Below are 26096 nucleotides of genomic sequence, written 5' to 3' on the forward strand. Positions count from 1 at the left end.
GCAGCCCCTCATCCGCCTGCCGGCACTTTTTCCCCGAGGGAAGAAGAGATATGCCGCAATGCTTTCCTAGCCAGCGGGGAGAAGGTGCGCGTAGGGCGGATGAGGGTGCCGCACGGCGCTTCTTTCATTGCGTTTCGCTGGCGCTCAGCGAAGCCAACCTCGTCATCAGGCCGCGCCGCCCCGAAGCGATCGCGGCCTGAAACCTATCTGATCAGACCTTGCCGGCCTTCACATCGAGCACGCGGTTTGCCGCCGAGACGATCGCCTCCAGCGACGCCGCGACAATGTTGGTATTGATCCCGGCGCCGAAGAGCTTGCCGCCGGGATAAGAGGTCTCGACATAGGAGATCGCCGCCGCGTTCGAGCCGTGCTGCAGCGAATGCTCGGAATAGTCCTCGACCGACATCTCGATGCCGAGATAATGCGACAGCGCGTTGATGAAGCCGTCGATCGGGCCGTTGCCGCGCCCTTCGATGCGCTTGATCTCGCCATTGTCTGATATCTCGGCCGCCACGATCCGCTGACCTCTGCGTTCCGTATCGGGATAGGTGTGGTGATCGACGAACTTGAGACGCGCTTCGGGCTGCGTCACGTATCGCTCGATGAAGCGATCATAGATGCGCTTCGACGGAAGCTCCTTGCCCTCGACGTCGGTGATACGCTGGATGTCCTCGCGGAACTCGACCTGCAGGTTGCGCGGCAGGTTGAGCCCATAATCCTGCTGCAGGATATAGGCGATGCCACCCTTGCCGGACTGCGAATTGATGCGGATGATCGCCTCGTACGAGCGGCCGACATCGCGCGGATCGATCGGCAGGTAAGGCACCTCCCAGATCGGATGGTTGGCGACCTGTGCGGCCTTCATGCCTTTGTTGATCGCATCCTGGTGCGAACCGGAGAAGGCCGTATAGACCAGCTCGCCGACGTAAGGGTGACGCTCGCTGATCGCCATCTGGTTCGAATATTCGAACACCTCCTTGATGCGCTCGATGTTGGAGCAATCGATCCCAGGATCGATCCCCTGCGTGAACATGTTCAGCGCCATGGTCACCACGTCGACATTGCCGGTGCGCTCGCCATTGCCGAACAACGTGCCTTCGACGCGGTCGGCGCCCGCCAGCAAGGCCAGCTCGGCAGCGGCGATGCCGGTGCCGCGGTCGTTGTGCGGATGCAGCGAGACGATCAGGTTCTCACGGTTGTCGAGGTTGCGGCACATCCATTCGATCTGGTCGGCATAGACGTTCGGCGTGGCCATCTCGACAGTCGACGGCAGGTTGATGATCAGCTTGTTGTCGGGCGTCGGCTTTACCACCTCGATGACGCCATTGCAGATCTCCAGCGCCACCTCCAGCTCGGTGCCGGTAAAGCTCTCCGGAGAATATTCGAAACGATAACCGCCACCGGCCTTGGCGGCCATATCAGTGATCATCTTGGCGGCATCGACGGCAATCTGCTTGATGCCCTGCACATCCTTGGCGAAAACGACGCGACGCTGTAACTCGCTGGTAGAGTTGTAGAAATGAACGATCGGCTGGTTTGCCCCTTCCAGCGCTTCGAAGGTACGGGTGATGAGTTCAGGCCGGCACTGCACCAGTACCTGCAGCGAGACGTCTGCGGGAACATTGCCCTCCTCGACGCACCAGCGGGCGAAGTCGAAATCGGTCTGCGAAGCCGAAGGGAAACCGATCTCGATTTCCTTGAAGCCCATCTCCAGCAGCAGATGGAACATGCGCGCCTTGCGATCATGGCCCATCGGATCGACGAGTGCCTGGTTGCCATCGCGAAGGTCGACTGAGCACCAGACAGGCGCCTTGGTGATGGTTTTCGTCGGCCAGGTGCGGTCGGGAATGCTTACCTGCGGATAGGGCCGGTACTTCACCGCGGCATCGGGCATGCCCTTGGCACCTGCGGAGGATCGGCTGGTGGTGTTGTCCATTGTCTTGTCTCCTCGTCCCGGCATTCGTTCCGCCTCTTAGCCGATCGCATCGGGCTTGGCGATAAACAAATGCGGACCTTCGTCGGTCGTTAGGTCAATTTTGAAAGGGAGGCGCGAGGAGCGATGCCGGGCGGGCTTTCGGCCGCCGGGCGCTCCTCAAAGGACCCGGCAACCGCGCGTAAGGCCGAGGAGAAGAAGCGAGGTCAGGGCGCGTGTATTGTCACGCAGGGCGATGCGGCCGCGTGCAATCGTGTCGGAAATCTTGGCGCCAGAGGTCTTCATGGCCGCGCTTATAACCTTGGCCAGCGAAACTGGCAAGCCCTCGCGGCTCGCCGGCTTCCTCTACCTGCTGAGCTCAAGCCTTTGATAACTTCACCAGCCGCGACAGGGCAAGCATCAACCCGCCAGCAATCAATCCCCAGAAGGCGCCTGAGATGCCGCCGAAAGAGACGCCAGATGCCGTGACGAGAAAGGTGATCGCCGCCGCTTCGCGCGATTCGGGCGCCTGGAAGGCCGACATAGCCGAGGACGAGAAGGCGCCGACAAGCGCCAGCCCCGCCACTGCCTCGATCAGAATCGGAGGCGCCAAGGCAACGAAGGCCGTCACCGCGCCGGCAAGCAGCCCGAGGACGATGTAACCGACGCCGGCGATCAACGACGCCCAATAGCGCCGCTTCGGATTGGCATTTGCGTCCGGCCCGGCGCACATGGCTGCAGTGATGGCCGCCAGATTGACGGCGTGACCGCCGAATGGCGCCGACAGCAGCGAAAAAAAGCCGGTGACGGCAAAGAGCGGACCGGGCTTCGGGGCGTAGTGGTTGACCTTCAGCACCGCGATACCGGGAATGTTCTGAGAAGCCATGGTGACGATGAAGAGCGGCAGCGCGATTGACACGAAACCGGCAAGGTTGAACACCGGCCGGACGATTTCCGCCGCCGGCACCAGTGATCGCTCGAGCGAGGCGAAGGCACCATCGGGAATATCGACGCCGAAGGCCAGCACCAGCACGAAGGCCGCCAATGCCGCCGGCACCGCCCAGAGCCGCTTGAAGGCACCGACGACGATCCAGGCGAGAACGATCGGCAGGCCGAACAGCGGATTGAAGCCGATTGCCTTCACCGGCGCAAAGCAGAGGCCGATCAACACGCCGGATAGCATCGCATTGGCAAGCGGCGCAGGAATGGCGGCGACGGCGCGGCCAAGCGGCTTGAACAGCCCGGCGATGATGATCAGCACGGCGCAGATCAGGAATGCCCCGACCGCGGCATTGAAGCCGCCCCCGACCGTCCCGGTACTTGCAAGCAATGCCGCACCCGGCGTCGACCAGGCGATGCTGATCGGCAACCGCGTCGCGGCGCTGAGCACGATCGCGCAGACTCCCATGGAGATCGACAACGCCATCAGCCCGGAAGCCGCCTGCGCCTCCGTCGCGCCGACCGCCCGCAGCCCGTGAAGGACGACTGCAAAGGAGCTGGCAGAGCCGACGAAGGCGGTCAGCAGCCCCATGAACAGGGCCTGGACGGAAAAATCTTTGAGCATGGCAAGACTCTGGGCTGCGGGAATGGCGCATGGAGCATGATGGCCGTTGTATACGCAAGCCCGGATTAAGCCCTTTCCGCCCAGCGCCGGCATACCGGCGAAATAAAAACGCCCTCGACTGCTTGCTGCAGGCAAGGGCGTTTTGACGGCTTTGGCTGAGAAGACTCAGATATCGGCCTGTGACGTCACGATCCGCGACACGAGGCCATAGTCCTTCGCCTCTTCGGCAGAAAGCCAGTAGTCGCGATCGGTATCCTTGGCGATCTTGTCGAGCGGCTGGCCGGTGGCCTCCGCCATGATCTTGTTCAGGCGCTCGTTCATCTTGATGATTTCACGTGCCTGGATCTCGATGTCGGATGCCATACCGCGCGTGCCGCCCGACGGCTGGTGCAGCAGGAAGCGCGTGTTCGGCAGGCACAGGCGTCTTTCCCTCGGAGCCGCGACATAGATCAGCGCGCCGGCCGAAGCGACCCAGCCGGTACCGATCATCCAGACCTTCGGCTTGATGAACTTGACCATGTCATGGATGGAGTCGCCGGATTCGACGTGGCCGCCGGGCGAATTGACGTAGATGCGAATGTCTTCGTCGCTGGCCGCCGCGAGTGCAACAAGCTGCGAGCAGACCTTCTGCGCCAGTTCCTGGTTGATCGGTCCATAGATGAAGATCGAACGCGACTTGAAAAGATTCGCCTCCGTTTCCTTGCCGAGCGGCAGTTCCTTCGTCTTGTCGTCCTGTTCTTCGTCGTTCATTCGAACCTCTCGGAGATGAATTCGGGTTCCTCGCACATAGTGCGACTCAATGCCTAAAACAATGCGGGAAAAACACAAGGCACCGCAGCGGTGGAGATATCCTTAAGAAGCCGCGCACCATTCCGCAAGCCTTACTGAAATGTAACGGTGGAAGGCTTTGAAAAGCCGGAATCGGTTCCTACCTCACCTCTCACACGGCAACCGCCATACGAGATCAACAGGAGACCGGACATGTCACCGGAAGAACGTCAATTGCTAACCGCCCTCTTCGACCGAGTGCGCACGGCGCAAGCCCAGCCGCGCGACCGCGAGGCCGAAGCCCTGGTCGATCAGGCGACGCGCGAGCAGCCGTCCGCCACTTATTATCTCGCCCAGGCCGTCATCGTGCAGGAAAAAGGTCTGGAAGCTGCCGCCAATCATATCAAAGAATTGGAAGAGCGTGTCCGGCAGTTTGAAGCCGGAGCCAGCGAGCACCACCAAGCCGAACAGGGCGGCGGCTTCCTAAGCTCGATCTTCGGCAATACCCAGACGCAACAGCCCGCGCCTGTGCCCTCCAACCCCGGTCCCTGGGGCCACCCGTCCCGCGCCTATGACGAGCCGCGCGGCTACGATCGCCAGACGCCACAGCAGCCCACTGGCCCCTGGAGCCAGCAGACCTACGCGCCGTCTGCCGGCGGCAGCTTTCTGCGCGGCGCTCTCGGCACGGCAGCCGGCGTTGCCGGCGGCATGCTGCTTGCCAACTCGCTGAGCGGCATCTTCAGCAACCATATGTCCTCGCTCGGTTGGGGCTCGCCCTTCGGTGCCAACCCGTTCGGCAATGACACCGCACCGACCGAAGAGACCATCATCAACAACTATTATGGCAATGACGACGTCCGTCAGGCCGCGGATAATGCCGGCAATGACAATGACGACAACCTGCAGCAGGCCGATTACGATGACGGCGATGATTATAGTGACGATTCGTCTGGCGACGACGTCACGGATGTTTGAGGTTTAACGAGCAGAAATGGGCGGCAGTTGGCTTTACGTTGCCGCACCGTTGCCCGGCGCTTCGCCTGGTCTCAGTGTTCGTCGTTGCGATCGATTCACTGGATCGATGCTAGGCCTTTGCCCGACCGCTCCTCACCCACGGCCACGATAGGTGGCGACGCCCTGCTCGGGCAGCCACACACCTTCCGGCGGCTTGCCCGTCTGCCAGAAGACGTCGATCGGAATGCCGCCGCGCGGATACCAATAGGCTCCGATTCTCAGCCATTTGGGATCGAGCAGTTCGACGATGCGCTTGGCGATATAGATCGAGCAGTCCTCGTGAAAGGCGCCGTGATTGCGGAAGGAATGAAGGAACAGCTTCAGCGACTTCGATTCCACTAGCCATTCACCCGGAATGTAGTCGATGACGATATGGGCGAAATCCGGCTGTCCGGTCATCGGGCAGAGCGAGGTGAATTCCGGCGCGGTGAAACGCACGACGTAATCGGTGCCGGCATGGTTGGACGGCACTTTTTCGAGTACCGCCTCCTCCGGCGAATGGGCGGTTTCGGTTTGCTGGCCCAGCATCGACAGGCTGGAAACATCGGTATTCGGCATCATGCCTCCTTGACGACTTTGACGCGGATGCCATGGGCCTTTTCGCCCTCCGGCTCCACATGAATGGCTATTTTGGCGCCCTCATGCACTGTCCTGATGGCATCCTCAAGGCGGTCGCATATATCATGCGCCTGCCGCACGGACATAGTCCCCGGCACCACCATGTGAAAATCGATGAAGGTGACGGTACCCGCCCGCCTGGTCTTCAGATCATGCACGCCGATCGAGCCCGCCGCATGGGTGGCAATCGCCTGCTTGATCGCCTCCTCCTCCTGCGGCTCGACCGCCTGGTCCATCAGGCCGCCGATCGATTGCGAGATCACCTTCCAGCCCTGATAGAGAATGTTGACGGCGACGAGAATGGCAAGCACCGGATCGAAGATCGCATAACCGGTCGCCAGCGCCAGCAGCAGGCCGGCGAGCACGCCGATCGAGGTCACCACGTCGGACATGATATGCTGGCCGTCCGCCGCCAGGGCCGCCGAGCGATGTTTGCGGCCCGCCCGGATCAGCAGCCGCGCCCAGACCGCGTTGATAATGCCGGCCGCGAAATTGATCGCAAGGCCGAGGACCGGCGCATCGAGCATGCGCGGTTCGGAGAGATAGCCGATCGCTTCGTTGACGATCAGCAGGGCAGCGACGACGATCAGCACGCCTTCCGTGACGGCAGAGAGGTATTCCGCCTTATGATGGCCGAAGGGATGGTCGTGATCGGCCGGCTTCTGCGCATAGCGGATGACGAAGAAGGCGAGGAAGGCGGCGACGACGTTGACCGTCGATTCAAGCCCGTCCGACAGCAGCGCCACCGAGCCGGTCACCCACCAAGCCACCATCTTCAGCCCCATGACGCCGAGCGACAGCGGAATCCCCCACATCGCCAGCTTTCGAACCGTAAGATCGCCGTCGTCGCTCATATCGTCCTCCTGCGGTTGCGAATGAATTGCAGGGTCCAAGCCATTGAAACGCAAAACCGCCCACGCGAATGTCGCGCAGGCGGTCCAGTTGAGGGTGATATGGGCGATGTTTCAGGATTTGTCAAAAAGAATGACGCGTCCTTCACAGCTGTTGCCGCCGGAGACGCGAATTCGGCTTCAGCTCAAGAGCATGATGCCGAAAAGTGTGAGCGGTTTTCCGACGACATCAGCTCTAGTTCTTTAATTTAGAACAGGATTCAGATTTTAGGCCGATCGGGCCTGAAATCATACTGTTCAAGGGAGCGGGATCGGCGACAGGCTGCGGCCAGCGCAGGAGAGCGGCCTGCCCGGCCGGCGTCAGCGCGTAGACGCCCTTCTCCCTGCGCTCGAACCATCCGTAGACATTGTCGAGCAGGATCCGGCCTGCATTGGGTGTAAGCGCCTTCATATCCCGCGGCCGCGCCACGCCCTGGTCGAGCGCCGCCGCGCAGAGCAGCGCCTGCTGACGATAGGCGGTCATGATCGGCGCCCGTGAGCCGCCGCCGACAGCGGGATCGCCGCGACGGCGCTGGTGCTCCTTCACCAGACGCGTGCGCCGCTTCGGGTTGGTGCGCGGCATCGGCGAGACGGAACTGACGATGACGCTGACCTCGCCGCCATCCGAGACGCCGAGCATCCCGATCCCGAGCCGCCTGCAGAGGTCGCGGTAGCGCTTGTCGGCTTCCCGCCCGCGCCCCTTGGCCGAAACCCGCGCCGCGATCCAGACTTCATCGCTCATAGCGGCCCGGTCGACGGCCTGGAGCAGCAGTTCGAGATTGAAGGAGAGCTTGAGTTCGCACACGACCACGATCTGCGGCTCACCATCGCTCAGCCCCACGAGATCGCAGCCGCCGACCTCACCCTTGACGACATAACCGGCCGCCTCCAGGAATGCTTTGACCGGCAGGTAGAGCGACGTCTCCATGGGAAAATCACGCCTCAGGCGGCGTTGAGATCGGCAATCTCGCCATATCGGGCAAGCAGTCGCGGCGAGGTCATGTCGCCGGTTTCCTCGTCGACGATCACGGCATAGGCCGCAACGCCGACGAAACGCTCGGCCATCGCCGAAGCGATCTTTTCCGCGCTGACGGCATTCGATGCCTGACGCATTTCGCCGGGCATGAGATTGCCGCGGTTTTTGCGGTAAGGAAGGACGATGAACTTCTCGGCATTGGCCACGGTGATAATTCCCGGTTGATCGTTCCGGAAATGTTCTGATTTGCCAGAAGAAGTCAACCCGCCCTTCCCGCTGGCGGGAAGGGCAAACAGAATGGCCGTCAAGCAGCCTTGGTCTTCACCTTGCGCGCCAGATGCGCCACGACATTCTCGATCATCCGCATGCCGGCATCGCCGCCGAGCGTCATGATCGATTCCGGATGGAACTGCACAGCGGCGATCGGCTCCTTGGCATGTTCGATGCCCATGATCGTGCCGTCCTCGCTCTCTGCCGTGATGATGAACTCAGCCGGCAGCGTCGAAGGATCGGCGAAGATCGAGTGGTAGCGGCCGACCGTCACCTCCCTGGCGAGACCGGAGAAGACGATGCCCGGCTCCAGCACGCGGATGCGCGAGGGCTTGCCGTGCATCGGCAGCGCCAGATGGCGCAGTTCCCCGCCATAGGCCTCGGCGAGCGCCTGCAGGCCGAGGCAGACGCCGAAGATCGGCAGGTTGCGGGCCCGCGCCTTCTTGATCGTCGCCTTGCAGTCGAAATCCTTCGGCGTTCCGGGCCCGGGCGACAGCACGACCAGATCCGGATTCAACCGGTCGAAAATCTCCTCCGGCACCGGCGTGCGCACGGTCGAAACCGTCGCCCCCGTCTGGCGGAAGTAATTGGCGAGCGTATGGACGAAACTGTCCTCATGGTCGATCAGAAGGATGCTGACGCCCTTGCCGACGCTTGCGACGTCGCGCTGGATCTTGCCGGAATTGCCGGTCTTGGCGTCTCGGATGGCGGAAAGCATGGCAGAGGCCTTCAATTCGGTTTCGGCTTCTTCTTCCTCCGGAATGGAGTCGTTGAGCAGCGTTGCGCCGGCGCGCACCTCGGCGATACCGTCCTTGATGCGCACGGTGCGCAGCGTCAGGCCGGTGTTCATGTCGCCGTTGAAGCCGACCATGCCGATTGCCCCACCATACCATGCACGCGGGCTCTTTTCATGGCTCTCGATGAAGCGCATCGCCCAGAGCTTCGGCGCGCCGGTGACGGTGACCGCCCAGGCGTGGCTGAGGAAACCGTCGAAGGCGTCCATGTCGTCGCGCAGCCGACCCTCGATATGATCGACGGTATGAATGAGGCGCGAATACATCTCGATCTGCCGGCGGCCGATAACCTTGACGGAACCCGGCTCGCACACGCGGCTTTTGTCGTTGCGGTCGACGTCCGAGCACATGGTCAGCTCGGACTCGTCCTTCTTGGAATTCAAAAGCTTCAGGATCTGCTCGCTATCGGCGATCGGATCGTCGCCACGCTTGATCGTCCCCGAAATCGGGCAGGTCTCGATACGGCGGCCGGAGACACGCACGAACATTTCGGGCGAGGCCCCGACCAGATATTCCTGATTGCCGAGATTGATGAAGAAGGAATAGGGCGACGGATTGATCGCCTTCAGCCGCTTGGAAATGTCGGAAGGCTTGCTTTCGCAGCGCTCCATGAATTTCTGCCCGGGCACGACCTCGAAGAGGTCGCCCTTGCGGAAGCTTTCCTTGGCCTTGGTGACGAGTTCGGCATATTCGCCGGGCCGATGATCGCTCTTCGGCGGAATGGCATCCGTGTGTTTGAAAGGCTCCGGCGCGATCTGCTCGGCCTTGCCCTCAGTCGACACGCCGCCTTTCTCGAAATCGTAGCGGTCGATCCAGGCTTTCGCGGCGTAATTATCGACGACCAAGATCTCATCCGGCAGGTAAAGCACCATGTCGCGCTGGTCGGAGGGACGCTTCAGCTTCAGATCGATCGCGTCGAACTGGAAGGCGATGTCGTAGCCGAAGGCGCCGTAAAGCCCGAGGCTCGCATCGGCCTGCGAATAGAAGAGGTCGGTCACGGCGCGCAGCACGGTGAAGACCGTCGGCATCTTCGAACGCTCCTCCTCGGTGAACACCCGGTCCGGCGTCTTGACGGAGAGGTCGAGGCGGCGGGCGGAGGCAGCGCCGAGCACGAGGTCGGGCACCGTCCGCAACCGTTCGGTCACGAACCCGAGAAGCACCTCGCCGCGTTCGTTATAGGCTTCGATCCAGACGTCGCGCCCGAAGGAGGAGATGCCGAGCGGCGGATCGACGACGGCGGTGTCCCAGCGCGTATAGCGGCCCGGATATTCGTAGTTCGATGAAAACACCGCGCCGCGGCGCTCGTCGAGCTTGTCGACATAGGAAGAGACCGCATCGCTGTAGGGGATCGCCCGCCGCTGCCGCGTGACCGATATCCCGCCCTTGGTCTCGTAAATTTCCGCACCATCATCCCGCAGGATCGTTACCATAATTCCACTCCGTTATCGGGGCCCGGACGACAGGCGGCGATAAAACAAAAAAGCCGCCTCGAAGTTTCGGGCGGCTCACTCGTCGTCGTCTTTGGACACGATTGGTCGAGGCCGCCTTAGCGAGCCCACCACCAAACAGCGATGTTCAAGGACTTGATCATGGAAAATTGTTAGCCTGAGATCAGCCGCCGCGCAAGAGGCGATCGCACGAATGAAAAGGGCGGCCCGAAAGCCGCCCCTCCCCAGCCTTGAAGGCATGACTGGCTCAGAAGGTCTTGGTGAGCGAGACCTTGAATGTGCGGCCCGGCTCGGAATACCACTCCCGCGGCTGCGACGCGGTCGCCGAGCTGAGATTGACGTCGCGCACGGCGAGCGCGTTGTAGTGCTCCTGGTCGAAGATGTTGTAGACACCAGCTTGGACGCGCAGGCCCGGCAGCTCTTCCGGTGTCCACCAGCCGGTCAAATCGACGATGGCATAACCAGGCGCATCGAAGGTCGTGTCGGCGGTGTTGGTGATTGGTGTATCGAGGTGATCGGTCAGCATACCGGACGAAAGCGTCGAGGAAAGATCGAAGCCGAAAGTCTCATTGCTCCAGCCGCCGCCGACGATCGCCTTGAACGGCGCCACCGAGCGCAGGCGCTGCGTCGTCTCTTCGTTCCTGCCATAGGCATAGGCAAGCGAAGCATGCAGATTGATGCCGCTGTTGAACGTCTTTGCTGCACTGGCTTCAATGCCGGAGATCGTGGCCGCAGCCACGTTCGTATAATTGAACTCCGTGAAACCGGTTGAGTCGACGCTCGTCACCGTCTCGATGAAGTTCTGATAACGGGTATGGAAAGCCGCGACCCTGCCGGTAAAATCGCCCGTGTCGAAATTGGCGCCGACTTCGATGCCGCGGCCGATTTCCGGTTCCAGATCGGGATTGCCGAGCTGGGCGTAGCGGCCCGTGGGGTTGTAGAAGCGGCTATAGAGCTCGTCGACGGTGGGCGCACGGAAGCCGACCGCCAGCTGCATATAGAGCTCGACATCAGGCGTCAGATCGTATGTCGCAAGGATCTTCGGCGACAGGGCGGCTTCCGTCCGGTCGCGAAGATCGCCGAAGCGGGCAAGACCGGTATTGTTGGCAAAACCGCCGCCGGTCGAGGGGTCGTAGTTGAACCAGTCGAAGCGGAAACCGGGCGTCAGCGTGAAGCCGGTATTGCCGATCTCGATCTTGTCTTCGACCACTAGCCCAAGGGTCTGGCTGTCCACATTAGGAACTTCCGCCTGATTGTTCAGCGTTGGGCAAGTCGTCGACGTGGGGCACAGAGCCCAGCTATATTGGCTCCAGCTGGAGACGCCGACGTCAAGGCCGACGCGAACGGAGTGGCTGAGACCGGAATATTCGAAATCCTTCGTCGCGATGCCGCTGAAGCCCCAGGTTTCGTTTTCGACCTCGTTGTTGCGGCCATAGGCAACATTGGCGGTCGTACGGCCCCCGCTGCCCGCTTCCTTCTTCAAATCCTGCCAATAAAGCGTGGCACGCGCGCTGCTGAAGAACGCGTCGGAAGACTGCGCTTCATAATCATAGTCGAGCGATATGCGATCGCGGTCACGCTGTTCGCGACCGTCATAATTGTCGATCATGAAGTTGCGCGGGCTGGTTCCCCCCTGAAGGTGGCGCAGGTCGGTTTCCAGGTCGCGGCGGAACCGTTCCGCCGTCAAGCCGATGCGATGACCGCCTTCCAGCTCCTGGCGAAGTTTGAAAAGCAGGTTGTTCTGGTCGAAATCAGCCGGGTTCGCCTCGGTGCGAAGAGCGCCGTAAACATCATTGTTGCCCATGTTTGCCCGCTCATGGCCTTTGCGGTAGCCGCCCTGGAATAGGATCGAGGTGCTGCCGATCTTCTTGGCGGCGGCGGCCGAACCGGAGAGGCTGCGGTCTTCGCTGTCATAGGTCGACTTGACGATCGCGCCCCAGTCACGATCCTCAGGGATCAGATCCTCCGGTTCCAGCGTATTGAGAACGAGGGCGCCGCCGAGCATGCCCGAACCGCCCTTGCTCGAATCCGCGCCGCGCACGATATCGAGCGAAGACAGCGAATCGAAATCGAAAGTGTCGCCGCCGCCATTGGCGTTGGCAGGCGCAAAAGCACCCTGGCGCGAGCTGTTCGAGATGTAAGGGATCGGAATCCCGTCGATCGTCGTCAGGATGCGAGCGCCGGAAAGGCCGCGCAGGTTAAAGCCCGCATCGGCGCGCGAATAGTTGACGCCTGCATCGACGCTGCGGCCGATGTCGTCGTAATTGGTGACCTGCTTCTCTTCCAGCTGCTTCTGGGTGATCTCTGTCGCGAGCGGCGTATCGGCAACACTGCCCGGCGCCACGCGCTTGCCCTTGACGACGATCTTCTGCAGGACGGTGCTGTCATCCGCCGTCGCTTCCGGCGTGGTGACCGGAGCGCTCTGCGCGAAAGACTGCGAAACAGGAAGAACAGCTGCAACTGCCGTGCAAACCATTAGAACCGAGCGCCAATGCCGGACGATCATAACCTACCCTCTCATGATGATTACCGGGCTGGCTGGTCGTGGCGCGTCGAACGCTCGATGGGCTGGCTGGGCTATTGCGGATAAGACGGAGCAGAAATCCGCCTTCTTTTTGCCGCTTAAAAAACATGAGAATGATTGTCAACATAAACGACTGGTTTATGTTGAAGCTTGTTTTCAAGTTTTTAATGATCTTCCAGGACGTTGCGCAATTGCAACGAAACCCGCCATAGTGCGTTATCCCTTCTGCTATCGACACCAGGGAATAGGATGCGTTGAGAAAACTTTCGATACTGGCAATCCTTCTCGCCGCTACCGCCTTTCTTGCTGGCGCCCGCCTGCCCCCGCATGGTCCTTTACCCCAACCTCGCCCCGACACCGGGGCTGCGACCAGTCCTACTCCGCTTCCCGACAAGACTGAGCCGCCCGCGTCGGCGGATGTGCCGGCGCCGCAGCCGAAGCCCGATGTGAAGGAGCCATCGGCGCCCCAAACCGAACACGGAAAGTCCGAACCGGCAAAGCCCGAACAAGCAAAGCCGGAGCGGGCAGAACCGATGCAAGGCCCGCCGCTGCCGCCGGGCGGGCTAAAAAGCCCGCAGACGCCGGCGGAAGAGAACAAGCCGCCTGCCGAGCAGACGCTCGAGGAACAACATCTGACGATCGAACCCGAAAGCGACTCCGAACACGCAGAATGCACAGCCGCACTCCGAGCCTTGGGCGCCGTCTTCAAGGACACGCCGCGCATCGACGACGGCAACGGCTGTGGCATCGACAAACCGATCATCGTCTCCGAAGCCCTGCCCGGCATTGCGCTCAAGCCGGAGGCGACAATCCGCTGCCCGGCGGCACTCGCCCTCGCCCGCTGGCTGAAAGAGAGCGTCATCCCGGCCGCCTCCGCTGCCCTGCCGGAACAGGGGCGCCTCACGACCGTCAACCAGGCAACATCCTATATGTGCCGTCTGCGCAACGGCGCTGAAACCGGCAAGATCTCCGAGCATGCCCGCGGCAATGCCATCGACATTGCAAGCTTCCATTTCGAGAAAGGCGAGGACGTCGCCGTCCGCGCCCGCCGCGAGGACCCGACGTTGACCGGCGCCTTCCAGCGTACCGTCAGCGCCGCCGGCTGCATCTATTTCACCACCGTGCTGGACCCCGAAAGCGACGCCGCCCACGAGACCCATTTCCATCTCGATGTGATGGATAGGAAGGGCGGCTATCGTTATTGTCATTGATCATTTAGTGCCCCTCATCCTGGACGAGCCCTCTTCCCGTAAAAATGGGGCGAGGGGACGTGCCCCGCGAGAGGTAGATCTGAACGGAGAGCCCGCGGCATATCCCCTTCGCCCCGCAAGCGGGGGTCCGAAGGACGGGTCGAGGCGCGTGGCTCGACCCGGGTCGGTGCCGGCAGGCGGATGAGGGGCTGGTCGCGCGAATCTCGTGAATTGGGGTGTCACACGCCGGATCAGAACAACCCTTCGATATAACCCTGCTCGTTTAGGAAAATCCGCTCCGCCGAAGGTGATTTCGGCAGGCCGGGCATCGTCGTGATCTCGCCGGTGATGGCGACGACGAAACCAGCGCCTGCCGAAAGCCGCACCTCGCGCACGGGAACGATATGTCCTTCCGGCGCGCCGCGCAGGTTTGGATCGGTGGAGAAGGAATATTGCGTCTTCGCTATGCAGACCGGCAGCTTGCCGTAGCCCTGTTCCTCCCATGTCTGCAGCTGATCGCGCACCGCCTTGTCGGCCGTCACCTCGCCGGCATGGTAGATCTTCGAGGCGACGATCTCGATCTTCTCGAACAGCGAAATGTCGTCGCCATAGAGCGGCTGAAACTTCGCCTGGCCCGATTCGGCCAGTTCCACCACCTTGTGCGCCAGTTCCTCTATGCCGGCCGAACCCTTCGCCCAATGCTGGCAGAGGATCGCCTCGGCGCCGAGCCGTGAGACAAATTCCTTCACCGCCGCGATCTCGGCGTCGGTGTCCGAGACGAAGTGGTTGATCGCGACGACCACGGGCACGCCGAAACGGCGCACATTGGCAACGTGCCGGCCGAGATTGGCGCAGCCCTTCTTCAGCGCCACCACATCCTCCGTGCCGAGCTCCTCTTTTTTCACCCCGCCATTCATCTTCAGCGCCCTGACGGTCGCGACAATGACCGCCGCATCCGGTCTCAGCCCGGCCTTGCGGCATTTGATGTCGAAGAATTTCTCGGCGCCGAGATCCGCCCCGAAACCTGCTTCCGTCACCGCGTAGTCGGCAAGCTTCAGCGCCGTCTTCGTCGCCGTCACCGAATTGCAGCCATGAGCAATATTGGCGAAAGGGCCGCCATGCACGAAAGCGGGATTGTTCTCCAGCGTTTGCACGAGGTTCGGCTGCATCGCATCCTTGAGCAGCACCGCCATTGCGCCGTCGGCCTTCAGGTCGCGCGCATGCACCGGCGTCCTGTCGAAGCGATAGCCGATGATGATATCGCCGAGCCTCCGCTCCAGATCTTTCAGGTCAGTGGCGAGACAGAGGATCGCCATCACTTCGGAGGCGACGGTGATGTCGAACCCGCCTTGGCGCGGGAAGCCGTTGGCCACGCCGCCGAGCGAGGAGACCATGCTCCTGAGCGCCCTGTCATTCATGTCCATGACCCGTCGCCAGACAATGCGGCGGATGTCGATATTCTCTTCGTTGCCCCAATAGATGTGGTTGTCGATCATCGCCGCCAGCAGATTGTGCGCCGAGGTGATCGCATGAAAATCGCCGGTGAAATGCAGATTGATGTCTTCCATCGGTACGACCTGCGCATAACCGCCGCCTGCCGCTCCGCCCTTGGCGCCGAAGCAGGGACCGAGCGAAGCCTCGCGTATGCAGATCATGGCCGTCTTGCCGATCCGGTTCAGCCCGTCGCCGAGCCCGACGGTCGTGGTCGTCTTACCCTCCCCTGCCGGCGTCGGGTTGATCGCCGTGACGAGGATCAGCTTGCCATCTTTCTTGCCCGCCTGCGCCGCGATGAACTCGGCGCTGACCTTGGCCTTGTCGTGGCCATAAGGAGCGAGCTGATCGGCTGGTATGCCGAGTTTCGCTCCGACCTCGAAGATCGGCTTCTTGGCCGCCGCGCGCGCGATTTCGATATCGGATTTGATTGACGGCATGGATGCTCCCCCGAGCTCCGCAGCAGCGGAGCCGATGTTTCCTCTTCATCGGGATAGCGAAATATCGGCAGGGTGTGAATAGCGCGACGTGTGTTGCGGCTGCCGCGCTCGGTGTTTATCTGGCGCATAACGATTGCCGCTACGGCGTGCCTTCACACCCCGATGTCAATTTACAGTGGCTGCGACAGGGCCTGCTTCTGCCTCCGGCTTTCTGGGGCACCGGAGACTTTCCTTCGCCTCCGGCCCGCAGACATGCAATCCGGGCTCTTCATTATAGGGAATGATACCATCGATGATGCCAAGTTCGAGGGCCTGAGAAGGAAGTATGATCCTTCCTCGCTCAGTTGATATGGCAGGCATTACCGTCTCGTATCTCTCAGCATTGATGCCCATCTCGTCGAAATAGGCGAGGAATTTCGTATATTCGGCCGTCGTGGGTCTAACGAGGCCGATAGACGAATAGCCGACAATCCGCGGCGTTCCGCTCATCAGGACAAGAGTACAGGTCGAAAGGCAATAGGCACGGGAGGCAAAGACCTCGCCCTTGGTCGGTCCGTTTTTGGCGATACTGGCCTTGCAACGCGGATCCAGCTCTGGACAATTCGGCAACTGCGTTCTGCCAATGGAGGTCTCCAGACCTGCCGTACGGATCATCCGCCCCATTGCGAAAGCCGCGTCCATGTCACCGCCGTTAGACTGAAGGACTACCGGCAGCTTTCTTCCGCCGAGCGTCTTCAGGATCGCTTCCAGCCGCGCCGGCGTATCCGGCGTGATGTCTCCATCCGCAGCAATCCACTGCATGCACTCTTCCTGACAATTGCCATTGTACATCAGGAGAAAGTCCATCGGCCTGGTTTTCGGCAGGCTCTCGCCCGTGGTTGCGGCCGCATCCTGCACAGGCATCTTGGCTACCGGCGTTTCGACCGGGCGATGGCCATGGCAGACGGCCTCGGCCGCCACATCCGGCCCGCAGGCAGGCATGCCGGGCCATTCGTTGTAGGCCAGCATATCGGTCACGAGGCCCATGCGGAGGGAATCTGCGGCCGGTACGATGTTGATGCTGTCAGGCGTGGCGCTCATCATCAGGCCGACCAAATCGGCGCTGACGCCCATTTCCTTCAAGTAGCCCGTCAGGGCCGCGGTGGCCTTCTTGCCGAGCTTGGTGGAACTGCTCTGCCCTGCTGACTTGCGTCCAACTTCCTTGCGGGAGATTTCCTTCTTCTTGCCGTTCACGATCTTGTATTCGATGCGGTAAGAGACTCGCACCTTATTATAGATTGTCGTGATCTGGTGGACGCCGATCAACGCCCATTGCGAGGCGACACGCTCCGTACCGCCGGCGAATGCCAGCGGACAGGCGGAAAAACAATATGCACCGACCGAATAGGTGTTGCCAAGCGCGGTCCCATCGTTTGCGATAGCGGCATTGCAACGCAGATCGTCCGCCGGGCAATCTTTCAGCCGCGTGCCGCCTACCGCCGTTTCCAGACCGGCTTTGAGGATCATCCGGCCAATCGCATAAGCGGCTTCGACATCACCGCCCTCGGACCGGAAGACGATCGGCAATTTCCGGCCGCCGATCTTTTTCAGAATTTTTCGAAATTGGCCTGGCGTATCGGAGGTGATGCGTCCCTCTGCCGATATCCATCCCGGACAGTTTTCCACGCAGAGGGGATGGTGAACGAGGATGAAGCGCATCGGCGGCTGCCCTGCCGGCTGGTTCTGCCCGGCAGCCTGCGAGGTCGCAGCACCGAACGGCAAGCTCAAAAGAAGAAAAACAAGTAATATCAGAAAAAGCAGATACTTCAGACGCAATTTGCTTGCAAAGCGCACGATTAGGTCGCCTCGGTTATACATGCGAATACGCTTAGCAATTGCATCGGGCGGCAGCAAGCCGGATTTCGGCGTCTCGCGCCGCCCCGCCTCTTCCGCCATGATTCTCTTCCTGCCCGGCCTGGGCGAAATCCACAGCTACCCTGCCGCAGGAGAAGTCAAAATACCACAACGCTACTTGCGCCGGCGGCAACTCAACCGGGACGCGCGCAATTGCGACTATTTCTTCACGATTCGGATTAATCGGCGCGAGATTAGGCAATTGGGACTAGCATCCGCCGCAGTTTCTGTATTTGATAGCGATAACATCGGGGCTGCCGGAGGCGTACAAATGTCTTACATGACCACCTCTGAAAGACAGTCGTTACTTTCGGCGGAGCTTGCAGTTGCAGGGACGCGTGGCCTGTTTGCGCAGGCTCTCGGCAGGGTGGCAACAGCCTTCGGATTGTCTCATGCGACGCTGATGCACGCCCCTTCTCCGGAAGATCTCCTGCTGAAGCCGCTGTTGATCGAAAGCTCGCTTCCCGCCGCCTATGTCCGCGATTTCGACCGCGCCAATATGATGCGTGGTTGTCCTTTCGGCCTGCGGTTGAGGGAGTCGGCCGTGCCGCTGGCGTGGCACCTCAACGATGCCGTCAATGGTCAGGCCTTTCCCGCCGAACTGCGCGCCCTGATGCTGCACCATGCGATCCCGGCGGGGGTCGCCATGCCGACCATTGCAGTCGACGGCCGCCGCCTGGTCTTCTGGTTTTGCGGCGAACGCGCCGCGCTCGGCCAGAGCGAGGTCAACGAGCTGGCGATCATCATCCTCCACGCCCTCGACGCATATAATGCCGTCAGGCGTAACGAGGAAAGCGTCCACAATGCGTTGTCGGCGCGCGAACTTGAAGTCGTGCGCTGGACCGCACAGGGCAAGACCTCGATCGAGATCGGTCAAATCCTGACGCTGTCTGATCATACCGTGAACGCCTACATGACCAACGCGATCAAAAAACTCGATTGCGTCAACCGCACGCAATTGGTAGCAAAAGCAATTCGATTGAAGCTGATCAACTGAGCAATCAGACGAGAGTCAGAACGTCATCCCCTAAATTGGGGAATTGGGTCTCTTTGCTTCGAACAGCCGGTCGTCGACAAGACGACAATCGGCTTGGCGGCTACAAACTGGTGCGCAGCATCGGCCGCTTCCGCGACGATGCGAGCGGTGGCGGCATCGTTGGCGTCACCTACGATTCGTCGAAAAGCTGCGAGTCCTTGGCTTCGAGGATCATACGGCCGCCCCGCTGACCACCCTCGAGGCGCGGCACTTAACGATCGAGCACCGAACGGATTTCCACGAGGTTCGAGCGCACCCTCAAAATGTAGAAACCCATGGTGGCAAGATGGCTCGGCATGATCCAACCATCCTCGCGCCCGTTCGAGATGATCGCCGGCTGGATGCGGAGCGCCGCCTGGAACTGTCGCATCGTGCCGCCCCAGACCGCGCCGAGATTGCGCTCCTGCACCACCTGGGAAAAATCCGCCTGTGCAGCGGCAAGAATGGCGTAATAAGCATAGAGCTGACCGTAGGCGAACCAGAACCGGTCGTCGGCGCGCGTATCGAACCAGCCGCGATTGTGGTGCTCCGAGCGCTCGGCAAGCATGTCGGAGGTCCCGCCAAGATCGTTGGCGACGCGGTCAATGAACTGCATAAGATTGTCGGCGCGGCCGTCGAAAATGACGTTGCAGGCGGAAAGATCGGTGTTGAATTTGCGCAGGCTGCCGATCGCCGACCGGTAATAGGAGGGCGTTGGTGTCTTTGGCCCGAAAGGATTGAGACCGAAATACCAGCTATGTTCGTCGAACTGCAGATTGCCGCGCGCGCTCTGCAGATCATTATTGATGCCCGATGTGCCGCGCACGCGCCCGAGCGTATCGACAAGCTCCGCCGAAGTCCGGCGAACCGCCTGGTTGATGCCACGCTGGAACGACGCTTTATTGTCGAGGAAGGGCGTGTGATCCCAGTCGATACCGAAGAAGCCCATCTTGTAGAGCAGCATGGAGGATATCCATGCATTCTGGTCGACGTTGAAATCGGTCAGGTCGGCCGTGACGTCGACGATGGCCGAGCGCTGGCAGGTCTTGGCGGCGGCAGCGCCGCTCGCCTCGGCGACAGGCAGTTCCTGCCCGGCGGGAACCTTGCGTTCGGAAAGCCGGTATTGGTCGACGAAAGCGGTGTTGAAATTCGTCCAGACCTGCGTCTGCCAAAAGAAATAGCCGTAGAGCACGACGAAGAGCGCTACGAATGCGATGACCGGCAAGCGGACCATCCAGCTCCGGCGCTGATACCACCCATGCGCGGCAAGAAAGGGCCAGAAGGCCCAGGCGAAAAACAGGCGGGCCCAGCGGCCGATCGTCTGGCCGATCAGCCTGAAGAAACCGGCTATCCGGTCAAGCATCGTCGTCTCCTGTCAGGCGAGGCGAACACTACAGCGCCGCGCGTCAAACGCGCTATGGACGCTGTAGCACTTTGAGTCGCTGCATAATTCCTTAAATCGATTCTGATTTAAGGAATTATGCAGTAGGACATCGCCGCCCCGTTGCATCCACATATGCGCTCGGTGGGCCGAGCACAACACAAGCCCTACGATTTTTGAGAATGAAAGCAGCGCAGACCGCGCTTCACGGCTCAGGAACGTCGGAAAGGCAGACTGAAGCGGAAAGGCCTGCGGGCCGTATCGATGAGCGGCGTTCCCGAAGTTTCCGCGAACGGCTCTGCATAAGCAGGAAACTTTCCTGCCGCGTCGAGATCGGCGCGGCTCTTGCGCCGCTCCAGATCCTGGGCGACCAGCATACCCTTCTCGAACAGCCTGATCGGCGCCGCGATATCGGGAAAGAATTCCGGCTTGATCCTGACCTTCATGCCCGGCCGGTCGGTATCGACCTGCGCCTGATAGATGAGCAACCGCTCCTCGACATCGATCATCAGCTTGCGCAGCAGCACATTGCAGGCACCGATCCGGCCGTTCAGTGAATCGACGAATGCCTGGAACAGGCCGATGAAGCGCTCGCGCCGCTGGCTGTCGTCCCGCATTACATGCTCTTCGGCGGAAATGCGCTCTGCCTCCGCCTTCAGCGCCCGCCGCTCCGCCTCCATCTGCTCCCAATGCGCTCTGTTGCCGTAGACGCCGATGCGGCCCTGCGTCGTCAGCGCCTTGGCGTTGAGCTCCTTCATCTTGAGGCGGGCGATATCGATGGAATCGACCAGCCGGCGCCGTTGCTCGACAATGCCGATGAGACTGTGTTCGGCTGCCTTGTGGCGTTCGATGATCGCAGCGCGCTGGCTGGCGATCAGCCTGGCGAGCGTGTCCGATTTCGCCAGGAGGTCGAGCAGCTGATCGATGACTGGCGCCTCGCGCACGCGTTCGGTATACATGCGCCACATTCGCTGGCGGGACGTCCAGCCGGCCATTTTCTCGCGCAGCGTCAATCCGCGGAAACTGTCGAGATCGGCGGAAACCTCTGCAGTCATCCGATCGAGCGAAAAGACCAGTTCGGCAAGCAGCCCATCCAACGCCGCGCTATCGGCGATATGGGCCTGGAAGCGGGCTTTTTGTTCGAGGAAGACCTCGTCGGCCGAATGTATTTCATCGCTGCTGAAGGCGCGGATGCAGGCTGCGCAAAAGGCTCCCTCGGCCGCGATTTTCTCGGCGAGGCCGCCTGCGGCTTCGTACTGATTGTCGAATGGCGGGGCTTTGCGCACCTGATCTCTCCCGGAATCTCCTGCTTCAAGCTAGCCGCTTGCGGCTCCGAAGAAAACAGGCGAGCCGCTCCGCATCAGACCGGCTTTGCGATCCAGGCCCCGTTCATTTCGTCGTCCCAGTGCCTGCGGCAGAGCGAGACATATTTTTCGTTGCCGCCAACATCGATCTGCGCGCCTTCGTGCAGCACCTTGCCTTCGGCGTCGAGCCGCACCACCATCGTCGCCTTACGGCCGCAATGGCAGATCGTGCGCACTTCGCGCATCTCGTCGGCAATCGCCAGCAACTCCTGCGAGGCCGGAAACAGTTTGCCCTGGAAGTCGGTCCGGAGCCCATAGACCATGACGGGGATGCCGAGCCGATCGACGACACGGGCAAGCTGCCAGACATGGACTGCCGTCATGAAATGCGCCTCGTCGACGAAGACGCAGGAAATCGGCGCCCCCTCGCCGCGCAGCCCGGCGATGAGCTGGAACAGATCTTCGTGTGGCTCGAAGGGGATGGCGCTCGCTTCCAGCCCGATCCTCGAGCCGATGACGCCCCGGCCGGCGCGCTCGTCGAAGGCGGCGATCAGCTGCACCGTCCGCATGCCGCGCTCCTGATAATTGTAGGAGGCTTGCAGCAGGAGCGTCGACTTGCCGGCGTTCATTGTCGAATAGTTGAAATAGAGTTTTGCCATCCGATGTCTCCTTGCTCGGCTTATTGAAAGCTCACAACCACGAAGAAAAGCCCCGCGCCCGCGATAATCACAAGAATCAGCACCTAAAGACCCACGAAAGCCGCCAAAACGAGACACTGCGAAAAAATCGCGGACGTCGCAATCGCACCCGTCGATACGACGCAAACACACTGAGGTCGCTTGTCAAACTGGGCTATTGGTGATTGGCTTGGGGACCTGAAGACTGGGAGTCTAAAATGAAAACAACAAGCACATCCAAACTCGTTACTGCAACTGCCGTCGCCGCCCTCTCCGTTGCGACCGCCGCCTTCGCCGCCGATCCCGACAGCTGCTCCACCGTCCGTTTCTCCGACGTAGGCTGGACTGACATCACCGCCACGACGGCGACCGCCTCCGTCGTCCTGAAAAGCATCGGCTACCAGACCGACATCAAGGTTCTCTCGGTGCCGGTCACCTATACCTCGCTGAAGAACAAGGACATCGACATCTTCCTCGGCAACTGGATGCCGACCCAGGAAAAGGACGTCCGCCCCTATATCGATGACAAATCGGTCGAATCCTTCGGCCCCAACCTCGTCGGCGCCAAGTACACGCTTGCCACCAACGCCAAGGGTGCCGAGCTCGGCATCAAGGACTTCAAGGATATCGCCGCTCACAAGGACGATCTCGACGGCAAGATCTATGGCATCGAGCCCGGCAATGACGGCAACCGTCTCGTCATGGATCTGATCGAAAAGAACACCTTCGGCATGAAGGATATGGAAGTCGTTGAATCCTCCGAACAGGGCATGCTCGCCCAGGTCGCCCGTGCCGACAAGTCAGGCAAGCCCGTTGTCTTCCTCGGCTGGGAACCCCATCCGATGAACACCAACTTCAAGCTGACCTACCTTACAGGGGGCGACGACGTCTTCGGCCCCGACTTCGGCGGCGCCAAGGTCTACACCAATGTCCGCGCCGGCTACCTCGGCGAATGCCCGAATGTCGGCGCGATGCTGAAGAACCTGACGTTCTCCCTCGAGATGGAGAACCAGATCATGGGCAAGATCCTGGACGACGGCAAGGAACCGGAAGCTGCGGCTACCGAATGGCTGAAGGCAAACCCTTCCGCGCTAGAGCCCTGGCTCGCCGGCGTCAAGACCCGCGACGGCAAGGGCGACGCGCTCGCGGCCGCCAAGACCGGCCTCGGTCTCTGATGATATGAATGGGGCGGCTCGCCGCCCCGTTTCATTTTTGTCCGATTGTTAATTTTTTGGATAGGCGCGCCCTTGAACTGGATCACTGAATTTAAGATTCCGATCGGCCCCTGGGCCAAATCCTTCGTGGATTGGCTGACCTCGAACGGCGAGTGGTTCTTCAACCAGCTTTCCTTCCTGCTGTCGAGCGCCATAGACGGCCTGCTCTTCGTGCTGCAGAAGCCCCATCCGCTGATCGTCATCGCAGCCGTTACCGCGCTTGCCTTCTGGCTTCGCCGCTCGATCGCCGTCGCCCTCTTCACCTGTCTTGGCCTGCTGCTCATCGTGAACCAGGATTATTGGAAGGAGACGACGGAGACGCTCGCCCTCGTACTCGCGGCCACCTTCGTGTGCATGGTAATCGGCATTCCGCTCGGCATTGCGGCCGCCCGCCGCGCCTGGGTCTATGCCGCCATGCGCCCGGTGCTCGACCTCATGCAGACGATCCCGACATTCGTCTACCTGATCCCGGCCCTAATCCTCTTCGGCCTCGGCATGGTGCCGGGCCTGATCGCGACTGTCATCTTCGCGATCCCCGCCCCCATCCGGCTGACACGCCTCGGCATCATCTCGACACCGCCTTCCCTCGTCGAAGCCGCCGTCGCCTTCGGCGCGCGACCGATCCAGGTGCTGCGCAAAGTCGAGCTTCCGTTCGCCGCGCCGCAGATCATGGCGGGTCTCACCCAGACCATCATGCTGTCGCTGTCCATGGTCGTCATCGCCGCTCTCGTCGGCGCTCCAGGTCTCGGCGTGCCGGTCGTGCGCGCGCTGAATACTGTCAACATCGCCAAGGGCTTCGAAGCCGGTTTCTGCATCGTCATCCTGGCGATCATTCTCGACCGCATATTCCGCGCAGGCGACGAAGGAGACGGCGCATGACAGCGATAGACTTCAAGAATGTCAGCATCATCTTCGGCGACCGGCCGGAAGCCGCCCTTGCCATGGCCGACCAGGGCAAAACGCGCGACGAGATCGGCGCCGCGACCGGCCTGGTGCTGGGCGTCGCCAATGCCTCGCTGACGATCGAAGAAGGCGAGATCCTCGTGCTGATGGGCCTTTCCGGTTCGGGCAAGTCGACGCTGCTGCGCGCCGTCAACGGGCTCGCTCCAGTGGTGCGCGGCGACGTCGCGGTCTCCACAACCACGGGCCTCGTCAATCCTTACAAATGCAATGCCAAGGCGCTGCGCGAACTGCGCACCCACACCGTCTCCATGGTGTTCCAGCAGTTCGCCCTCCTGCCGTGGCGCACGGTCGCCGAAAATGTCGGCTTCGGCCTCGAACTCGCCGGCATGCCGGAGGCGGAACGCAAAGCCCGCGTCGGCGAGCAACTCGAACTCGTCAACCTGACGAAATGGGCAAACCGCAAGGTCAACGAACTGTCAGGCGGCATGCAGCAGCGTGTCGGCCTTGCCCGTGCCTTTGCCACCGGCGCCCCGATCCTGCTCATGGACGAGCCGTTCTCTGCGCTCGACCCGCTGATCCGCACCCGTCTGCAGGACGAACTCCTGGAGTTCCAGCGGCGGCTGAAGAAGACCATTCTCTTCGTCAGCCACGATCTCGATGAGGCCTTCCGCATTGGCAACCGCATCGCCATCATGGAGGGCGGCCGGATCATCCAGTGCGGAACGCCACACGACATCGTCAAGAACCCCGCGGACCAGTACGTCGCCGATTTCGTGCAGAACCTCAATCCGATCAACATGCTGACCGCCGCCGACGTCATGCAGCCCGGCCTCGGCCAGACGGCCGCCGGCATGAGCGTCAGCGCCACGGCCCGCGCCGCGACCCCGCTCGTCGATGTCCTCGACGTACTCGCCCGCCAGCCGGGCAGCATCGGCATCGTGGAAAACGGCACGGTCATCGGCACCATCACGGCCCAGGATATCGTCGCCGGCCTTACACGCCATCGCCGCAAGGAGGACGCTTGATGTTTTCAAGCCGCTTTGCCACAAAGCGGTTATGAAAGATCAACCCTCCCCCTTACGCGAAACCGACGACGAGGCCCGCAAACTCGCCCGCGTGCTGCTGCGCTCCGCCCGGTACGCGGCGATCGCCGTTCTCGACCCCGAGACCGGTTTTCCTTTCGCCAGCCGGGTCCTTCTCGCCACCGATATCGACGGCACGCCCGTCATCCTCGTTTCGAGGCTTTCGGCTCACACCAAGGCGCTGGCAAGGGACCCACGCGCCTCGCTGCTCACCGGCGAGCCGGGCAAGGGCGATCCCCTCGTCTATGGCCGGCTGACGACCCAATGCGTGGCGGAGCCGGTCGAGCATGGTCATCGCTTCCACGAGCGCATTCGCACGCGTTTTCTCGATCGCCATCCCAAGGCAAAACTTTATATCGATTTTCCCGACTTCCTCTTCTTCCGTCTCAAACCGGAGCAGGCGAGCCTCAACGGCGGCTTCGGCCGCGCCTACCATCTCGACGGAAGTGACCTCGTGATCCAATCGCCGGCAATCGAGGCGATCGCCGCCAAAGCGGCCGAAACAGTGCGAGATTTAGTAGAGCGCCATCCCGATGTGGCGGACATCCTTGCAGTGCGCTTAAACGCACCGGAATCGGGCTCTTGGCGCATCTGCGGGGTAGATCCGGCGGGCTTCGACATTATTTCCGGGGACTTTTTGGTGCGACACGAGTTCGAAACTCTCGCTGTGGATTGCGATCACATTTGTTCAAACATATCTAAAATAGCATACTCGATACCTTAAATTT

The 26096-nt window shown here is 61.3% G+C and carries 21 protein-coding genes and 1 pseudogene; 8 read left to right on the top strand and 14 right to left on the bottom strand.

Annotated elements, in window-relative coordinates:
• Positions 1–211: 211 nt before the first annotated feature.
• From leuA to GGI60_RS04115, 3 genes are all read right to left on the bottom strand, one after another.
• Positions 212–1936, bottom strand: a complete 1725-nt coding sequence (leuA, locus tag GGI60_RS04105) for a 2-isopropylmalate synthase (protein WP_183912377.1) — start codon at positions 1934–1936, stop codon at positions 212–214.
• Positions 1937–2291: 355 nt separating this feature from the next.
• Complete coding sequence (locus GGI60_RS04110) at positions 2292–3476, bottom strand: benzoate/H(+) symporter BenE family transporter (protein ID WP_183912375.1); 1185 nt, start codon at positions 3474–3476, stop codon at positions 2292–2294.
• A gap of 165 nt (positions 3477–3641) precedes the next feature.
• Complete coding sequence (locus GGI60_RS04115) at positions 3642–4226, bottom strand: ATP-dependent Clp protease proteolytic subunit (RefSeq protein WP_183912373.1); 585 nt, start codon at positions 4224–4226, stop codon at positions 3642–3644.
• A gap of 231 nt (positions 4227–4457) precedes the next feature.
• Here GGI60_RS04115 and GGI60_RS04120 point away from each other — a divergent pair, with 231 nt between their 5' ends.
• On the top strand, positions 4458–5219 hold the full coding sequence (locus GGI60_RS04120) for a DUF2076 domain-containing protein (RefSeq protein ID WP_183912371.1): 762 nt from the start codon (positions 4458–4460) through the stop codon (positions 5217–5219).
• Positions 5220–5351: 132 nt separating this feature from the next.
• Here the strand turns inward: GGI60_RS04120 and queF are convergent, their stop codons facing one another.
• The 6 genes from queF to GGI60_RS04150 all read right to left on the bottom strand — a co-directional run bounded on the left by queF (position 5352) and on the right by GGI60_RS04150 (position 12760).
• Positions 5352–5816, bottom strand: a complete 465-nt coding sequence (gene queF / locus GGI60_RS04125) for a preQ(1) synthase (protein WP_064684379.1) — start codon at positions 5814–5816, stop codon at positions 5352–5354.
• On the bottom strand, positions 5816–6730 hold the full coding sequence (gene emfA / locus GGI60_RS04130) for a CDF family cation efflux transporter EmfA (RefSeq protein ID WP_183912369.1): 915 nt from the start codon (positions 6728–6730) through the stop codon (positions 5816–5818). Before emfA ends, queF begins: the two co-directional genes overlap by 1 nt.
• Positions 6731–6962: 232 nt before the next feature.
• The gene (locus GGI60_RS04135; RefSeq protein WP_183912367.1) at positions 6963–7694 is read right to left on the bottom strand and encodes a DUF2161 domain-containing phosphodiesterase; all 732 of its coding nucleotides are present in this window, start codon (positions 7692–7694) and stop codon (positions 6963–6965) included.
• A gap of 14 nt (positions 7695–7708) precedes the next feature.
• Entirely contained in the window at positions 7709–7948 is a 240-nt protein-coding gene (locus tag GGI60_RS31860) for a hypothetical protein (protein ID WP_183912365.1), read from the bottom strand.
• A gap of 98 nt (positions 7949–8046) precedes the next feature.
• Entirely contained in the window at positions 8047–10236 is a 2190-nt protein-coding gene (locus GGI60_RS04145; protein WP_183912363.1) for an anthranilate synthase, read from the bottom strand.
• Positions 10237–10501: 265 nt separating this feature from the next.
• The gene (locus tag GGI60_RS04150) at positions 10502–12760 is read right to left on the bottom strand and encodes a TonB-dependent hemoglobin/transferrin/lactoferrin family receptor (protein ID WP_183912361.1); all 2259 of its coding nucleotides are present in this window, start codon (positions 12758–12760) and stop codon (positions 10502–10504) included.
• Positions 12761–13032: 272 nt separating this feature from the next.
• Between GGI60_RS04150 and GGI60_RS04155 the strand changes: the two genes are divergently transcribed.
• Positions 13033–13989, top strand: a complete 957-nt coding sequence (locus tag GGI60_RS04155; protein WP_183912359.1) for an extensin family protein — start codon at positions 13033–13035, stop codon at positions 13987–13989.
• Positions 13990–14219: 230 nt separating this feature from the next.
• Here the strand turns inward: GGI60_RS04155 and GGI60_RS04160 are convergent, their stop codons facing one another.
• Both GGI60_RS04160 and GGI60_RS04165 read right to left on the bottom strand, forming a co-directional pair.
• Positions 14220–15899 carry a formate--tetrahydrofolate ligase gene (locus tag GGI60_RS04160; protein ID WP_183912357.1) on the bottom strand — a complete coding sequence of 560 codons (1680 nt, stop codon included), beginning with the start codon at positions 15897–15899 and terminating at the stop codon, positions 14220–14222.
• Positions 15900–16064: 165 nt separating this feature from the next.
• Positions 16065–17756 carry a hypothetical protein gene (locus GGI60_RS04165; RefSeq protein ID WP_210314355.1) on the bottom strand — a complete coding sequence of 564 codons (1692 nt, stop codon included), beginning with the start codon at positions 17754–17756 and terminating at the stop codon, positions 16065–16067.
• Positions 17757–18063: 307 nt separating this feature from the next.
• Between GGI60_RS04165 and GGI60_RS04170 the strand changes: the two genes are divergently transcribed.
• The gene (locus tag GGI60_RS04170) at positions 18064–18789 is read left to right on the top strand and encodes a LuxR family transcriptional regulator (protein WP_183913850.1); all 726 of its coding nucleotides are present in this window, start codon (positions 18064–18066) and stop codon (positions 18787–18789) included.
• An 83-nt stretch (positions 18790–18872) separates the two neighbouring features.
• Positions 18873–19006 (top strand): annotated as a pseudogene (locus tag GGI60_RS31865) (diguanylate cyclase); the annotation flags it as partial.
• 33 nt (positions 19007–19039) lie between these two features.
• Here GGI60_RS31865 and GGI60_RS04175 read toward each other — a convergent pair.
• From GGI60_RS04175 to GGI60_RS04185, 3 genes are all read right to left on the bottom strand, one after another.
• Positions 19040–20170, bottom strand: a complete 1131-nt coding sequence (locus GGI60_RS04175; RefSeq protein ID WP_183912355.1) for a DUF2333 family protein — start codon at positions 20168–20170, stop codon at positions 19040–19042.
• A 230-nt stretch (positions 20171–20400) separates the two neighbouring features.
• Complete coding sequence (locus GGI60_RS04180; protein WP_183912353.1) at positions 20401–21474, bottom strand: hypothetical protein; 1074 nt, start codon at positions 21472–21474, stop codon at positions 20401–20403.
• Positions 21475–21548: 74 nt separating this feature from the next.
• Positions 21549–22151, bottom strand: coding sequence for a thymidine kinase (locus tag GGI60_RS04185; RefSeq protein WP_183912351.1), 603 nt, complete (start codon positions 22149–22151; stop codon positions 21549–21551).
• 236 nt (positions 22152–22387) lie between these two features.
• Here GGI60_RS04185 and GGI60_RS04190 point away from each other — a divergent pair, with 236 nt between their 5' ends.
• From GGI60_RS04190 to GGI60_RS04205, 4 genes are all read left to right on the top strand, one after another.
• Positions 22388–23344 (top strand): choline ABC transporter substrate-binding protein, encoded by a 957-nt coding sequence (locus GGI60_RS04190; protein WP_183912349.1) that lies wholly within the window; start codon positions 22388–22390, stop codon positions 23342–23344.
• A 72-nt stretch (positions 23345–23416) separates the two neighbouring features.
• Positions 23417–24262 carry a choline ABC transporter permease subunit gene (gene choW / locus GGI60_RS04195; RefSeq protein WP_183912347.1) on the top strand — a complete coding sequence of 282 codons (846 nt, stop codon included), beginning with the start codon at positions 23417–23419 and terminating at the stop codon, positions 24260–24262.
• Positions 24259–25311 (top strand): choline ABC transporter ATP-binding protein, encoded by a 1053-nt coding sequence (gene choV, locus GGI60_RS04200; RefSeq protein WP_183912345.1) that lies wholly within the window; start codon positions 24259–24261, stop codon positions 25309–25311. The genes choW and choV overlap by 4 nt, the downstream gene beginning before the upstream one ends.
• A gap of 31 nt (positions 25312–25342) precedes the next feature.
• A complete protein-coding gene (locus GGI60_RS04205; protein ID WP_183912343.1) occupies positions 25343–26092 on the top strand; it encodes a HugZ family protein in 750 nt (249 codons plus the stop codon).
• The last annotated feature ends 4 nt before the right edge of the window (positions 26093–26096 follow it).

The organism is Rhizobium lentis (assembly GCF_014200175.1).
Lineage (GTDB): Bacteria > Pseudomonadota > Alphaproteobacteria > Rhizobiales > Rhizobiaceae > Rhizobium > Rhizobium mulingense.

What these genes read in the sequence shown, in the direction of transcription:
- leuA (WP_183912377.1), bottom strand. Translation starts at nt 1,936, where the DNA reads ATGGACAACACCACCAGCCGATCCTCCGCAGGTGCCAAGGGCATGCCC.
- GGI60_RS04110 (WP_183912375.1), bottom strand. Translation starts at nt 3,476, where the DNA reads ATGCTCAAAGATTTTTCCGTCCAGGCCCTGTTCATGGGGCTGCTGACC.
- GGI60_RS04115 (WP_183912373.1), bottom strand. Translation starts at nt 4,226, where the DNA reads ATGAACGACGAAGAACAGGACGACAAGACGAAGGAACTGCCGCTCGGC.
- GGI60_RS04120 (WP_183912371.1), top strand. Translation starts at nt 4,458, where the DNA reads ATGTCACCGGAAGAACGTCAATTGCTAACCGCCCTCTTCGACCGAGTG.
- queF (WP_064684379.1), bottom strand. Translation starts at nt 5,816, where the DNA reads ATGCCGAATACCGATGTTTCCAGCCTGTCGATGCTGGGCCAGCAAACC.
- emfA (WP_183912369.1), bottom strand. Translation starts at nt 6,730, where the DNA reads ATGAGCGACGACGGCGATCTTACGGTTCGAAAGCTGGCGATGTGGGGG.
- GGI60_RS04135 (WP_183912367.1), bottom strand. Translation starts at nt 7,694, where the DNA reads ATGGAGACGTCGCTCTACCTGCCGGTCAAAGCATTCCTGGAGGCGGCC.
- GGI60_RS04145 (WP_183912363.1), bottom strand. Translation starts at nt 10,236, where the DNA reads ATGGTAACGATCCTGCGGGATGATGGTGCGGAAATTTACGAGACCAAG.
- GGI60_RS04150 (WP_183912361.1), bottom strand. Translation starts at nt 12,760, where the DNA reads ATGATCGTCCGGCATTGGCGCTCGGTTCTAATGGTTTGCACGGCAGTT.
- GGI60_RS04160 (WP_183912357.1), bottom strand. Translation starts at nt 15,899, where the DNA reads ATGCCGTCAATCAAATCCGATATCGAAATCGCGCGCGCGGCGGCCAAG.
- GGI60_RS04165 (WP_210314355.1), bottom strand. Translation starts at nt 17,756, where the DNA reads ATGTATAACCGAGGCGACCTAATCGTGCGCTTTGCAAGCAAATTGCGT.
- GGI60_RS04170 (WP_183913850.1), top strand. Translation starts at nt 18,064, where the DNA reads ATGTCTTACATGACCACCTCTGAAAGACAGTCGTTACTTTCGGCGGAG.
- GGI60_RS04175 (WP_183912355.1), bottom strand. Translation starts at nt 20,170, where the DNA reads ATGCTTGACCGGATAGCCGGTTTCTTCAGGCTGATCGGCCAGACGATC.
- GGI60_RS04185 (WP_183912351.1), bottom strand. Translation starts at nt 22,151, where the DNA reads ATGGCAAAACTCTATTTCAACTATTCGACAATGAACGCCGGCAAGTCG.
- GGI60_RS04190 (WP_183912349.1), top strand. Translation starts at nt 22,388, where the DNA reads ATGAAAACAACAAGCACATCCAAACTCGTTACTGCAACTGCCGTCGCC.
- choV (WP_183912345.1), top strand. Translation starts at nt 24,259, where the DNA reads ATGACAGCGATAGACTTCAAGAATGTCAGCATCATCTTCGGCGACCGG.
- GGI60_RS04205 (WP_183912343.1), top strand. Translation starts at nt 25,343, where the DNA reads ATGAAAGATCAACCCTCCCCCTTACGCGAAACCGACGACGAGGCCCGC.